At 63.2% G+C, this 13,555-nt stretch carries 10 protein-coding genes; 3 read left to right on the forward strand and 7 right to left on the reverse strand.

Annotated features, from left to right (window positions below; all coding sequences use genetic code 11):
• Window positions 1–109 precede the first annotated feature (109 nt).
• Complete coding sequence (locus DL240_RS14725) at window positions 110–1,012, reverse strand: DUF7107 domain-containing protein (protein ID WP_111730659.1); 903 nt, start codon at window positions 1,010–1,012, stop codon at window positions 110–112.
• 162 nt (window positions 1,013–1,174) lie between these two features.
• Between DL240_RS14725 and DL240_RS14730 the strand changes: the two genes are divergently transcribed.
• The gene (locus tag DL240_RS14730; protein ID WP_111730660.1) at window positions 1,175–1,879 is read left to right on the forward strand and encodes a hypothetical protein; all 705 of its coding nucleotides are present in this window, start codon (window positions 1,175–1,177) and stop codon (window positions 1,877–1,879) included.
• A 136-nt stretch (window positions 1,880–2,015) separates the two neighbouring features.
• On the opposite strand, the gene DL240_RS14735 is transcribed toward DL240_RS14730, so the two are convergent.
• The gene (locus DL240_RS14735; RefSeq protein ID WP_111730661.1) at window positions 2,016–2,525 is read right to left on the reverse strand and encodes an FKBP-type peptidyl-prolyl cis-trans isomerase; all 510 of its coding nucleotides are present in this window, start codon (window positions 2,523–2,525) and stop codon (window positions 2,016–2,018) included.
• A gap of 50 nt (window positions 2,526–2,575) precedes the next feature.
• Window positions 2,576–3,832: a tetratricopeptide repeat protein gene (locus DL240_RS14740; protein ID WP_111730662.1), complete on the reverse strand. Its 1,257-nt coding sequence runs from the start codon at window positions 3,830–3,832 to the stop codon at window positions 2,576–2,578.
• A 38-nt stretch (window positions 3,833–3,870) separates the two neighbouring features.
• Here DL240_RS14740 and folK point away from each other — a divergent pair, with 38 nt between their 5' ends.
• The gene (gene folK, locus DL240_RS14745) at window positions 3,871–4,440 is read left to right on the forward strand and encodes a 2-amino-4-hydroxy-6-hydroxymethyldihydropteridine diphosphokinase (RefSeq protein WP_199589830.1); all 570 of its coding nucleotides are present in this window, start codon (window positions 3,871–3,873) and stop codon (window positions 4,438–4,440) included.
• Window positions 4,441–4,454: 14 nt separating this feature from the next.
• Here the strand turns inward: folK and uvrB are convergent, their stop codons facing one another.
• Window positions 4,455–6,497: an excinuclease ABC subunit UvrB gene (gene uvrB, locus DL240_RS14750; protein ID WP_111730663.1), complete on the reverse strand. Its 2,043-nt coding sequence runs from the start codon at window positions 6,495–6,497 to the stop codon at window positions 4,455–4,457.
• Between the two features lie 321 nt (window positions 6,498–6,818).
• Complete coding sequence (locus DL240_RS14755) at window positions 6,819–7,043, reverse strand: hypothetical protein (protein WP_111730664.1); 225 nt, start codon at window positions 7,041–7,043, stop codon at window positions 6,819–6,821.
• 368 nt (window positions 7,044–7,411) lie between these two features.
• Here DL240_RS14755 and DL240_RS14760 point away from each other — a divergent pair, with 368 nt between their 5' ends.
• Window positions 7,412–7,801 (forward strand): hypothetical protein, encoded by a 390-nt coding sequence (locus DL240_RS14760; RefSeq protein ID WP_111730665.1) that lies wholly within the window; start codon window positions 7,412–7,414, stop codon window positions 7,799–7,801.
• A gap of 90 nt (window positions 7,802–7,891) precedes the next feature.
• Here the strand turns inward: DL240_RS14760 and DL240_RS14765 are convergent, their stop codons facing one another.
• Both DL240_RS14765 and DL240_RS14770 read right to left on the reverse strand, forming a co-directional pair.
• Window positions 7,892–11,440, reverse strand: a complete 3,549-nt coding sequence (locus tag DL240_RS14765) for a hypothetical protein (RefSeq protein ID WP_111730666.1) — start codon at window positions 11,438–11,440, stop codon at window positions 7,892–7,894.
• On the reverse strand, window positions 11,440–12,750 hold the full coding sequence (locus DL240_RS14770; protein ID WP_111730667.1) for a metallophosphoesterase family protein: 1,311 nt from the start codon (window positions 12,748–12,750) through the stop codon (window positions 11,440–11,442). Before DL240_RS14770 ends, DL240_RS14765 begins: the two co-directional genes overlap by 1 nt.
• Window positions 12,751–13,555: the final 805 nt, after the last annotated feature.

Below are 13,555 nucleotides of genomic sequence, written 5' to 3' on the forward strand. Positions count from 1 at the left end.
GATTTGCGAGACGTCTGGTGCGTGGAGCGTGGCCGGGGGACTGCGGGAGTTCGGGCTCCCGCAGCCTGCGGATGAGGGAGAAGACCGGCCACGCTCGCTGACCTCTTACTTAGAAGGGTACGCACAGACCATCGAGGCAGCGCGAGTTATCTGCGCAGTCGCTGCCCAGCGTGCACTCCGGCTGGCTCTCGTGGGCGGCCACGCAGTAGCCCTGCTCGCAGGTGTCGGTGGCGCCGCCGATGGCCTGGCAGTCCTCGTCGCAGGTGCAGGCGGCGCGGCAGCGCGCGTTGACGCAATCCTCGTCCGGGTTGCAGTCGGCGCCGACCCGGCACTGCGGTCCGGTGCTGTGGTCGGGGCGGCAGGTGCCGTTGAGGCAGGACTCGCCATCGGCGCAGCTGCTGGCGTCGGTGCAGCGCTCCAGGCAGAAGCCGTTGATGCAGCGTCCCTGACCGCAATCCTCATCGTAGACGCACTGATCGCCGCCCTGGCGGTCGGGCTGGCAGATGCCATCGGTGCAGATCTCGGTGTTGGGGCATTGGGCGTCGTCGGTGCAGGCCAGGCGGCAATCCCCGTCGAGGCAGAGCGCGCCGAAGGGGCACTCGTTGTTGAGCACGCAGCGATCCAGATCGCCGCAGCCTCCGCAGGACTCACAGGTGCCGGGCTCGTCGGTGTCCGGGCAGTCCTCCCCGGTGTCGGGCTCCTCGCCGGCGTCGGTGTCGGGCTCCTCGTCGGTGTCGGTGTCGGGCTCCTCGCCGGCGTCGCCCGGGGAGTCGTCGTCGGCACAACGCCCGTTGACGCAGCGCTCATCATCGTCGCAATCCGAGCTCCAGCGGCAGACGGGAGCCACGCAGACGTCGTCGTCGCAGACCCCGCTGTTGCAGTCGGTGTCGCGCTGGCATTCGCAGCCGATTTCCCCGTCTTCAGATTCCAGGTGGGCTTCTTCTACGATCAGACATCCGCTCGCGAAGACGATGAGAGCGGTCATCACCAGCGCCTTGAACATCGCTACCATGGTCGACCTCCAGAAATTGAGTTGAAGGGACGGTCGATTTTTCGTCCCGTTTTACACACAATGGCGAGCGCCTCCCCGCGCCCCGCGCGAAGGTCTCCCTCCCTTGGTCGCAAGCGCGGCGAGTTTTTGTGCACCTTCCCCTGTATTTTCTGGAGTCCCCCCATGTCCTCACGCACTTCTGTTCAACGTTTCTGGCCGGCGCTCGCTCTTCTGACAGGGCTGATCGCCTGTGGCGATCCCGCGATCACCCCGGCGGGCGGGTCGCCCGATGGTGGCGACTCCCAGCACGACGCCGGCGATGATGCCGATCTGGGGTACGACAATCCCGACGAGATTTTCCCTGAGGTCGGCCCCGATGAGATTCCCCCGGTGGATGAGCCTTTTGTGCTCACCCTGGATGGCCAGGAGTACGACTTTTCCGACGCCTATTTCGGGCTGACCCACCCGCAGATGAGCGAGCAGGGGCGCTGGGAGTTTTACATTGAGGTTTCCGAGGGGGGCGCTGAGGGATGCCCGAGCGAGGATAGCGCGACGCCGGCGCGCACGATGCTGGTGCTCGGTGTGGTGCTCGATATCGACGGCAACCTTTCGACCGACAACCCCGAGCTGGTGATCTTCGATTACATGGGGGATTTCATCGATCCGGCCGCCAACCCGCCGCTGATCCGCACCGAAGATGGGGCGCAGATCACCCCGATCGTCACCGATTACTGCCTGGACGATTGCGTCGGGCAGCCGGCGCCCTCGCAGCCCGAGAGCCGGTTGAAGCTCTTTGTGGCCGGGACCTTCCCCCAGGGGCAGGGCCAGGGCATGATCGAGGCCACCCACTGCGACTCCATGGATCTGCTCCCGCCGGCTGCGGAGTAAGGCCCGCGCTTGGGTCGGAGCGCCGGAGGGGGACGGGCGACACAAAAAAAAGCGACGCGCCTGTCAAAGGGCGCGTCGCTTTTTTTAAGGGCGATGGGCACGCGGCGCCCGCAGGGCGCGGCGCTTCCCGAGTCTCTCAGTGAGAGTGCGACTCGTTGCCGTCGATGCCGTGCGGGTGGCCGTGGGCCATCTCTTCGGCGTTGGCATCACGGATCATCGTGATTTCCACGTCGAAGTAGAGGGTTTCGCCGGCCAGGGGGTGGTTGTTGTCGACCATGATGGTGTCGCCTTCGATCTCGACGACCCACAGGGGCATCTGGCTGCCGTCGGGCATCTGCGCGGCGAACATCATGCCTTCGTGAATCTCGGCGCCGGGCGGGAACGCGCTGCGCTCCACCGGCTGCGGGCCCGGGCCCTGGGTTTCGCCGTAGCCTTCGGCCGGGGTGACTTCGGCTTTGAACGCGTCGCCGACCTTCTTGCCGGTCATCTGCTTCTCCAGGCCCGGCACGATGTTGCTGGCGCCGTGGAGGTAGGCCAGGGGGCCGTTGTCTTCGGAGGTGTCGAGGACTTCGCCCTCGCTGTTGGTCAGGGTGTAATGGAAGGCAACGACTTTGTTGTCGGCGACGACCGCGTTCTGGTCGGACATAAAGAGCTCCTCAAAAGTGAGCGTGGGCTGTGATGCCGTAAAAGGAGGGGTCAGGGTGTCAGCAGAGCCTCGACGCCGACCCGTTCGGCGTAGCGTGGGTCCAGCTCCTGGACCTTTTGGAGCAAGCTAGTAGCGAGAGGGCGATCATTCAAGCGCCGCAGGCTGATCATGGCCAGCTCATAGGCCTGTGACGCCTTGAGGTGCTTCTGGCCGGCCAGGAGCTCCACCTGGCTGCGGAGCATGGTGTCGGGCGCGCCGGAGCGCGCGGCGATGGTCAAGAGCCCCAGGCCGGCGTCGACGTTGTTGGGCTCAAATTCCAGCGCGCGCCGGAAGTACTGCTGGGCTTGTTCGTAGTGCTCGGGGCCACGGGCCGCGGTGATCTGGCCATCGGCCACCAAAATGGCGGCCTGCTGCGCCGGGGTGGGCGCTGCCGGCGCCAGCCCGGCCGGGGGCGTCAGGCCGAGCGGGGGAGGCGCCGGAGCCTGCGCCGCGGCCAGTTCCTGAGCGGCTTGTTCCTGAGCGGCTTGTTCCTGAGCAGCTTGTTCTGCATCGCTCGGCGCGTTCTCGTCCGGTGCGGGCGGAGTCGCCGCGTTGGCCGGCACCGCGTTGGCCGGCACCGCGCCCCCGGTGCGGGCGACGCGGGTGGTAAGGCGGTTGATCTGCTCGGCGATCAGCGGCGCGCTCAGCCCGCGAAAGGGCCCGAAGTTCGGGTCGAGCTCACGCGCGCGCTCAAAGGCCTGGAGCGCGGCCGCCGCCGACTCGTTGGAGCGCTCCATCAACCCCAGGTGCAGGCTGGCGTCGAGCACGTGGACCACCGCCTCGTTGGGGCGCGCGCGCTTGAGCTCCTCGATCAGCTCGCGGGCCTGCCCCTCCTGACCCAGCTGCAGGTAGCTCCAGGCCAGCGCCGGGGCCGCCGGGCTCTGCGCCCCGCCGGCCTCGACGGCCTGCTGGTAGAGCGAAACCAGCTCCAGGTAGCGACCCGAGAGCAAGAAGACCTGCTCGATCGACTCCAGGCGCTGCACCACATCGGGGCGCTGCAGCAGCGTGGGGGCGTTGGTGGCAAAGCTGTCGGCGATCTCGCGGTAGTTCGCGGCCTCTTCGGCGCTGAGCGCGCGCGGAGAGGCGGCCTGGACCGGCTCCGCTTGCAGATCGCGCCCCGACCAGGGGCTTAAGTACACAAGCGACTCGCCATCTGATAGCTCTGCGTCGGTGCAGCCCACCGGGCCCGCCGTCATCAGCAGCAGGGCGGCGAGGAGCAGCCGGCGCTTCAAACACCCTGGGGAGCGCTCTTTTCGGGGGTGAACCATCGTCTTTCCTTAGTAAGCAACCTGCCCGCGGTCGTGCCGTGTCCAACGAAGTACCATCGAGAGAACTGTCGAGCGCCCGCGCCATCGTGGCGCTGGGCACCAATCTGGGCCAGCGCGCCTGCGCCCTGGAGCGCGCGCTGGGCGCCTTAGAGCACCTGCCCCACACGCGCCTCGAGGCGGTCAGCGCCTTTTATGAGACGGAGCCCCGCGTTGTCGAGGATCAGCCGCTCTTTTTGAACGCCTGCTGCGAGCTGCACACCGGGCTGAAACCCCTGGAACTCCTCGACGCGCTCCTGGGCATTGAAGAGGCGATGGGGCGAGTGCGCAGGGTGCGCCGCGGGCCCCGCACCATCGATCTCGACCTCCTCTTCTACGACGATCTCATCCTCAACCATACTCGCCTGACCCTGCCGCACCCGGCGATCGCCGAGCGGGCCTTTGTGCTGGTGCCTTTAAACAGCATCGCCCCCGATCTCTTCCATCCGGTGCATCAGCGCTCGGTGGGCGAGCTGCTTCGGCGCTGCGCCGACACCGGTTGGGTGCGGCCCTTTGGGGGGGCGGAGCGCGCCGGCGACCTCCCCACCGGCGCGCTCAAGGTCGGGGGCTAGCCCGGCCGGCGGTCTTACGCCACGCCCAGAAAACGGGCCTGGGTGGCGCGCAGCTCGTCGCGTAGCTTCGCGGCGTCTTCAAAGCGCAGCTCTTTGGCGGCGGCCTTCATCGCCTCCTTGAGTTTTTCGATGCGCTTCTCCAAAAGCTGCGGGGTCAGCTCCTCGTCTGCCGAGACCGCGTCCACGCCAGCGGGGAGCCCGCTCGGGCCGGCCGGAGCGTCGGGGTTGGCCGGGACATGCTCCTCCAGGTCGGAGATGCGCTTGGTGACGGTGCGCGGCGTGATGCCATGCTCCAGGTTGTAGGCCGCCTGAATCTCGCGGCGGCGGTTGGTCTCCTCGACGGCCTCCTTGATCGAGTGGGTGAGGCGGTCGGCGTAGAGGATGACCTTGCCCTTGGCGTTGCGCGCCGCGCGCCCGATGGTCTGGATCAGGCTGCGGGTCGAGCGCAGAAAGCCCTCCTTGTCGGCGTCGAGGATCGCCACCAGGCTGACCTCCGGGATGTCCAGGCCCTCGCGCAAGAGGTTGATGCCGATGAGCACATCGAAGACCCCCTTGCGCAGGTCGCGGATCAGGTTCATGCGCTCAATGGTGTCGATGTCGCTGTGGAGGTAGCGCACCTTGATCCCGAGCTCTTCGAGGTACTCGGTCAAATCCTCGCTCATGCGCTTGGTCAGCGTGGTGACCAGCACGCGCTCGCCCTGCTCAATGCGCAGGCGGATTTCGCCGTAGACGTCGTCGACCTGCTCCAGCGCCGGACGGATCTCGATCTCGGGGTCGATCAGTCCGGTGGGGCGAATGATCTGTTCAACGACCACGCCCTCGCACTTCTCCAGCTCGTAGTCGCCCGGGGTGGCCGAGACAAAGATGACCTGGTTGATGTGGTTCTCCCATTCCTCGAATTTCAAGGGGCGGTTGTCCATGGCGCTGGGCAGGCGAAAGCCGTGCTCCACCAGGGTGGTCTTGCGGGAGCGGTCGCCCCGGTACATCCCGCCGATCTGCGGCACGGTGACGTGGGACTCGTCCAACACCAGCAGGTAGTCTTCGGGAAAGTAGTCAAAGAGGCAGGGCGGGGCCTGGCCGGGATCTCGCCCGGAGAAGTGGCGCGAGTAGTTCTCGATGCCGTTGCAGAACCCCATCGTCGCGATCATCTCCAGGTCGAACTGGGTGCGCTGCTCCAGACGCTGGGCCTCCAGGAGCATCCCGCGCGCCACCAGCTCCTCCAGGCGCTCGCGCAGCTCGGCCTTGATCGACTCCATCGCCATCTTCTTCTTCTCGGGGAGCACCGCGTAGTGGGTGTTGGGATACACCGCGATCTTGGAGAGCTGCTGGATGCGGCGGCCCCGGAGCGGGTCGATCTCGTAGATCGCTTCGACCTCATCGCCAAAGAACTCGATGCGGATGGCCTTATCCTCCTCGTGGGCCGGGAAGATCTCCACCACGTCGCCGCGCACCCGAAAGGTGCCGCGGTGGAAGTCGGCGTCGCGGCGCTTGAACTGCATCTCCACCAGCTTCTCCAGCACGCTGTCGCGGCGCACCTGGTCGCCCTCCTCCAAAAAGAGCAACATCCCCATGTAGGCCTCGCCACTGCCCAGGCCGTAGATGCAGCTGACCGAGGCCACGATCAGCACGTCGTTGCGCTCAAAGAGGCTGCGCGTGGCCGAGTGGCGCATCCGGTCGATGGCGTCGTTGATCGCCGAATCCTTCTCGATGAAGGTGTCGGTGGAGGGGATGTAGGCCTCGGGCTGGTAGTAGTCGTAATAGCTTACGAAATACTCCACGGCGTTATGCGGGAAGAGCTCTTTGAACTCGGCGTAGAGCTGGGCGGCCAGAGTCTTGTTGGGGGCCATCACCAGGGTGGGGCGGTTGACCTGCGCGATGGTGTTGGCGATCGCAAAGGTCTTGCCGGTCCCGGTGGCGCCGAGCAGGGTCTGGTGGCGCTCGCCACGCTCCAGCCCGGCGACCATCTGCTCGATCGCCCGGGGCTGATCGCCCTGGGGAGAGTACTCGGTGACAAGCTCGAACTTCTGGCGGCGGGGTGTGGTGCGGGGCTGAGACACGGAGACTCCCTGGCTGGCGATACGTCGAGGCGGCGGTGGGCAAACCCGGGCGCGACCCGGGGCGCGTTGCCGTACAAACCTGCACACCGACCCGGTGGGTGAGTGCGGTACATGCGTACAGGTTTTCGCACCTTAGCGTAACCCCCCAGCCGGGCCAACATTCCAGGCGCCCCCTCACTCTCACCCCGGGCTCGAAAGGCCTGGCTTAATCTCCGCCCGCCGCGGCCACAGCGGGCGCATCGGGCATAAAAAAAAGGGCGCCGCGTGCCTCCTTAAGAAGCACGCGGCGCCCCGGCGACGCACTCAGCGCCGGGCGGCGCCTTAAGGCTTGCGGCCCACCACCGGCCGCTCGTGATGCTCCCCCTCATCCGCGGCCGCCCCTTCGCCGGCCGGCTTTGCCCCCTCCTCGGGACGGGTGTGCTGCCCGGCCACGCCGGTGCGCTCCAGCGTCCCACTCTCTTGTTCTGGCGTGTGTCGAAGTGCCACCACTACGGCGACGACGATGATCAACCCCACCAATACCAGCGCTGCAACGATCTGCTTCATCGCTCCCTCCAGGCGTACGCGCCCCCCCTTCGAGGCGCTTAACGTCGTGTGAATGCCCCTCTTGTACCGCGATCGGGGGGGCCTGCCAAGGCGGCGAGGTGTAGCGATTGTTTAAGGGGGGCTGGGGGGCGGGGGGAAGAGGCTTGAGCCGGGGGGGACGCGCGAGGCAGCGGAGGGCGGAGACGTAAACCATCATGAGGGATGCCCTCCGGTCCGCTAAGGCGCTGATTTCGTTGGGAAACGTGAAGCGTGTGAGGTGCGGGATAGGGCACGCCTGGAACCCGACTGGAATCCGTACTTCCGAAGGTAACGCCTCGTGGATCCGGCACACCTCGGAGGGTGTATACGAACCGTCGCCATACGCCTGAATGAGCGCGTCGAAGCTCCAGCGGTGGGCCTTTTTGCCCGCCACCTGCCTCGCCACCGACGCCGACGACCCCACCGACGCCGATGACCCCACCGGCGGCACCCGCGAGCTCGCCACCGACAAAGCTCCCCGCACCATCGAGTTGGCTGACGGTCGGGTGGCAGTCGTGGAGGCCGCCCGCGTCGATGGTTTTCATATGGTCTATTATTACTTCGACGCCACGGGCCTGGAGGGTGCCACCACCGCGGATCTGCAAGCGTTTATGGCGCGCTCCGGCAAGGCGTTTGGCTCCAGGCACCCGGAGGTCTCGCTGTACTTCTCAAGCTCGGCGACGAAGGACGCGCAGGGGAGGGGGATCTGGGAGTTTTGTGTGACGTATGATTGGGGGTGAGGGGGGGAGGGCGTGTGGGGGAAGTCGGCGCTGAGAGTAAAATCCCCCCAGATAGTCCGGAACAACACCCTATGCGCCGATGCTCCTTCTTTAGCCGTGGTACTCTGCCAGGGGGAGGTCTTTAGATGCGTTGATGTCCCGACCCGTCGCACGGGCAATGAGTCTTCGGAGGTACGCGTCGTCCACAACGCCTGAATCAAGCTCGGATGACACACTCCCGATGACCCTTAGCCAGAGCTCCTCTCTGGACAATGGCTTTCGGGGATCGAGAAACCCCCTGTCTGCAAGAAACTCTTCGAGATCTGATATCTTGTTGGCCCGAAAGCGGGCCACATCGCCGCGCTCCAGGAGATCAAGTAAGGCCCGGGCGTCGCCGTTAAGCTCTTCACATCTCTCGCTGACCTCGTCGATAAAGGCACCGCTCACCGCCCCCGAAGCCTCCAGATCGGCACGTGTCACCGGTTTTCCTCGCCCCACCAACCACGCATCGGTAAAGGTTTCGAGTGCGCGTTGTCCCGCCTGAATGCGTGCCAGCAATTGGGGCGTCAGCGAGTTTATAGAGAGTTCGCCTTGCTCTTGAAGGCTCTTCAACGCTCCCCAGTACGTGATGCCTCGCTCCAAGACGCTGTGCAAGACCGTTGTATTCTCGATGAGAAACCAGAGATGGACGGCTCCTGCCGGGTCATGGGGGTTAAGACGCCGGGGAACCTTCAGGCGAAGGCCATATTCGGCGTGCGAGAGGCCCTGCGGTGGCGGAACCATGACCGGTGCCGGAGGCAGGCTCGTATCGTCGTAGATATCTCGGTAATTGGCGTTCCCTTCTGAGCTTCCGAGTTCAATGAAGCGAGAGCTGACCGTGGATCTTTCAAGGCGAAGTCGCCATTTGGCGACTTCGTCGTGCTGAGCTGTGAGGTAGAAGATCTGGCGGCCGGAGACGCTGATGCGCTCAATGGCTTCCATGATCGCCTCGGCCCGCAGATCATCGCTGTTGGCAAGCGTTTCATCGAGAATCAGGGGGAGTCTGGCGCCGCGTTCCTGGTGTTCGACAAAGGCCACGCGCACGGCCAGAAGAAGCTGCACGCGCGTGCCGCTGGAGAGCTCGTTCAAGTTCTGCCCAATCTCCCGGACCTCGTCAAACGCGCGAAACTGGGGCGAATCACCGCCTTCAATGACCAGACGGTAGCGCCCACGGGTGATCTCCGAGAAGAGCTGATTGGCGCGATGGAACACCAAAGGGCGATCGCGATCTCGGGTCTCCTCACGCAGAAAGTCGGCGAGATGATGGCCGATGAGCTGCGCGTAAGTCTTCTCCCTCTTGGAACTCAGAGTGTGTAAGGCATCCTCGTAAGCTCCCCGCTTATCCAGGACATCGTGGGATTTTTTGGCCGCTCCAATCCTGGTTTCAATATCCTGTCGTTCTTGGAGCAAATAATCCCGCTGTGCGAGCTTTTCCTCGATCTTGTTTAACTCGTTGGAGAGGGAGCTATCTGATGCCTCAATCAGCTCTTCTGTGAACCCCTGATGCGCTACGAGACGGCCCTTTTCGTACTCAAAGGTCGACGCTTTGTCGCGTGCATCGCTGGAGTTCTCTTCAAACGACGAAAGTTGACGGCACAGGGTCATAAGACCGTGGTCATCGTCGATAGCGAGATCCAGTCTCAGGAAAAGCGCTTCGAGAGCCTCGTCACATTCGCGCAATTCCTGGTCAGCGGCAGCAACGTCCTTCTCGGCTCTGTGCACTTCTTCGAGCAAAGACCGGAGGTTTGAGTGCTGGCGTTTGAGGGTCTCAAGTTCGGCGTGCGCGTGTGCCGAGCCATCAACAGACAAAACACCAAAAGGTCGTAGCGCATCGTGAATCTCTAGTCGAAGTGCGCTCGCCTGGTCAGCAGCGGTGGTCAACTCGGCATCTTTTGCCAGAACGTCGGCACAGGCTGCCTGCCATTCCTGAAGGTGTTTGATAAGCCAGAAGAGATCTGCCGGCTCTCGTTTTAAGGGCTCCTGGAGCGAGAGTCCCAGCGTGTCGGCCAGTGCCTGGCAGGCGTGTTCGAGCTTCTGCTCGCGGGCCTTGAGCTCGTCAAACTCGCGCTGTTCGCTCTTCCATCGCGCCGACTTCAAGTCGGATAGGACGGCCCGGGCGTGGGATTCCTCCAACTCGCGAATGCGCTCATCGACGGCGTCTTCGTTCCAGGTGCGGGGGGGCGTGATATCGAGTTTTTCGTATTCCTGTCGAAACATCGCACGGCGATTTTCAGCGCCAGCCAGGGGCGTGGGCGCGGAGGCCCAGAATACCCATCCCAATGCACCTGCGATGAGCAGGAGCGCACACCAGGCGACATGAAGCAAAAACACAAGGGTGAAGCCAAGAGCCGCGATCAGGAGCGCGCAGATAAGAACGACACGACGCGCGCTTTTCCGGGAGGGGGCTTCAGGTGCCGTGGAGGCCACGGGGCCGGGGCTTCGCAACCATTGTTGGAGGTAACGAAGGGCCTGCAGGACGCGCTCCGCGGAGGTGTGCGTGTCTTGGCCATCGAGGATGTCCTGAAGTGCCCGCATGGCCTGCAGGCCTCCTCGGACTTTATCGGCCTCTAACGCCAGGTTGTGAATCTCTCGAATCGCCCGGGCATCGATCGTGCCCGGGTCTGATAGAGCGTTTCCTTCGCCAATAAGCGCCAGGCTTGCGTCCCGGCGCTTCTGAGCCGAGTCAAACTCGCGATGGAGCGAGAGCTGGAGTTCCTCAAGCCTTTTGAGATCGTTAATACGGCGAGCTTGCGTATCAAACAGCGACTCCGGGAGGCCTGTTATGGGGATGGGGCTGGCATCGATCTCTTTCTTAGAGTCGTTGATGATGGCCTGCGCTTCATCGCGTTTGCGCGCGGCGTTAGAGCGCCGGGTGCGAAGATCCTGGAGTCGATCTTTCTCATCGCCGCGCAGCTTGTGCATCGCCGGAGGGAAGTCCTCCAGCTTTGCTTTGGCAGCCTGAAATGCCTGACGTGTGGCGTGATAACGAAGGGCGTGTTCGAGGAGGGACTTTCGTTTGAGCTTATCGTCGTGCTCTTCGAGCTTCCTGGTCAATTCTTCAAGACGAGACTCTTCATGGCTGAGCTCCTCCTGTTTTTGGCGGGCGTCATGCCAGGCGGTTTTGGTGTTTTTGGCGGCCTTCGTCAGACTGTCACTGCGAATGTTGGGTTCAGTAAAGCCGAGGGAATTTGCGGCCTTCGGGACGTCGTATCCGCCGACCGACTCCCTCATGATCGTTTCGGCGAAGGAGCGGTTATCCGCCTCCAAAAGCTCATGGAGGCAGAGGTAGTAGCGGTCCCTCGCCGAGGAGGGCGGTAGGGGAAGAGCGTCTTGAGCGGGGATTCCGTCGCGTTGCCGGGTCGAGCGAGCCCCCTGGACTTCCACATGCCACTGCTCTCCGCGGTAGCTGAGCCTAGCGACCAGCTCGGCGTTTTCTAACGCCGGCTTATCGGGCCAGAGGAGGGTTTCAACGGAGCGGGCCAGGGTGGTTTTTCCGGAGGCATTCGGGCCAAAGATGATGTTGATGCCTTCAGCCAGGCTGTCGACCTGAAAGCCGGGGGGGCGAAACGCAGCGGCCCGTCGGACCTCCACTTTTTCAAAGCGCACGTCGTTGCTGAGCATCACAGATCCTCCTGGATTTTCTGAGCGTGCAGGGCATCAAGGAGCGACAAACCCTGGGCGATGATCATCTGGGTGATGGCGTCATCCTTGATGAAATCCCGGGTCTGTTGGTCGGCAAGAAGGGGGGAGAACGCGCTTGCTTTGTGGGCCTTTTCTAGCGTTCTACGCAGCTCGTTGAAGAGAGATTTTCGGGATGCGTCGATAACCCCCTTTTGTAGGTCGAGAATCAGGCTGGCCAGAACGCCTGGTGGGTCGTTCCCGCGGGCCAGTATGTTAAGGTCAAGTTCGGGGGTTGTGTTGATAAACACAGTGTCGATGGACGCATGAGCTCTCTGATAGGAGAGCTCCAGATCGGTCTGCAGGCTCCGGTAAAGTGAGTCGAGACTGCGGTGAAGTTTGGTGCGGCCCTCCAGCGTGATGCGATAGACGACGTGTTTTAGTGTGTTCTGCTGCGCGACAAGGCTTTGAAGATCCTCGCGAATCTTCGATGGGACGACGTGTTTAAAGTCGTCCTCGCTTTGCACGGTGGTGAGATCGATTCGAAGGGGGCGATAGCGCAGGGAGGCCAGGGGGAGGTGCGTGGCCTGGACCGCTTCGCTCGCACCGACTTCTACCAGCCAAGGGCCATGGGCTCCGGGTTCGCCAGGGTGAAGGGGTTGAGGCGAGCCGGGGTAGAGAATCAGGCCATTTGAGGGGGTACGGTGCTCCTGAGGGGCGTGGATATGCCCGAGGAGCCAGGCGGCGACGGGATGCTGTGCGAGCTCCGAGGTGGTCACCGGCGCGTAGGAGCTTGTGGGCTGATCGAGGTCAGCGTGAAGCAGGCCCACCGTCGGTAGATCGCTTTGCAGGTCGGGAAGAGCAGCCAGGGGAGAGCGCTTCACATGCTGTGTGGGGTAGGACCAGCCGATGAGCTGCAGTACAGGCTGGCCCTGGCGCTCGAAAAGCGCTGATTCCCAGGTGCCCTCTTTGCCCAAAAGGTGAAAATGACTGTCGCCGAGTACCCTGTGGAGCTTTGAGAGAACATCAAAGTCGTGGTTGCCTGATACGGCGTAGGTTGCAATGTTGGCTTCCCGAAGGCGCTTCAGCCCACACTCGAGCGGTCCTATGGCTTCGTAATAACGGTTCTCCCGGTCGACAACGTCGCCCGTGAGCGCCACGAGATCCACACGATGGTCAATTGCGGCCTGTACGATAGCTTCCCAGATTGTCGCTACGCTTAGTCCGCGTCGTGAGGAGGGGATTCGGCTGGGCCGGCGGCCCAGGTGAAGGTCTCCTGTGTAGAGTATTTTTACTGGCTCGAATGCATTCATTTCGGGTGGCCTTATTGACTGTTTTGTAGTTCTTTGTGTGTATTATGTGAATAAGGTTTATCGGTAAGGGTAAGCGGATAACGTAAGGGTTAGGACTTGAGATAACCTGCACTCGCCCCTGTCGATGATATGATTCATCTAGCTTAACGGATTAGTCCTGGATCGTATATGGCCAAAATTACCGCGATACGATCAGGATGCGTCTAAGGCGTCAGCCAAGACTAGCAAAAATAGAAGTCGGGTCTATCAAGAGCGAGAGGCGAACGGGGGACGTAGAATTCGCCCCTGGAGGTAAAAATTACCCTCAGGTGGCGGATGAAAGCGGGTAGTGAGGTAAAAATTACCCCCGACCGCAGCAACCGCCCCACCGACGCCGACGACCCCACCGACGCCGATGACCCCACCGGCGGCACCCGCGAGCTCGCCACCGACAAAGCTCCCCGCACCATCGAGTTGGCTGACGGTCGGGTGGCAGTCGTGGAGGCCGCCCGCGTCGATGGTTTTCATATGGTCTATTATTACTTCGACGCCACGGGCCTGGAGGGTGCCACCACCGCGGATCTGCAAGCGTTTATGGCGCGCTCCGGCAAGGCGTTTGGCTCCAGGCACCCGGAGGTCTCGCTGTACTTCTCAAGCTCGGCGACGAAGGACGCGCAGGGGAGGGGGGCAAGAAACGCTTCCGACGGCGGTCCATGTACGATTCTCGGGGAAGAAACGCTTCCGACGGCGGTCCATGTACGATTCTCGGGGANTAAGTGGTTGAAATGTGGGGGTAAAAAATGACCGGGAGTCCCGGTCTGGGGGT

This window comes from Lujinxingia litoralis (assembly GCF_003260125.1).
Classification (GTDB): domain Bacteria; phylum Myxococcota_A; class Bradymonadia; order Bradymonadales; family Bradymonadaceae; genus Lujinxingia; species Lujinxingia litoralis.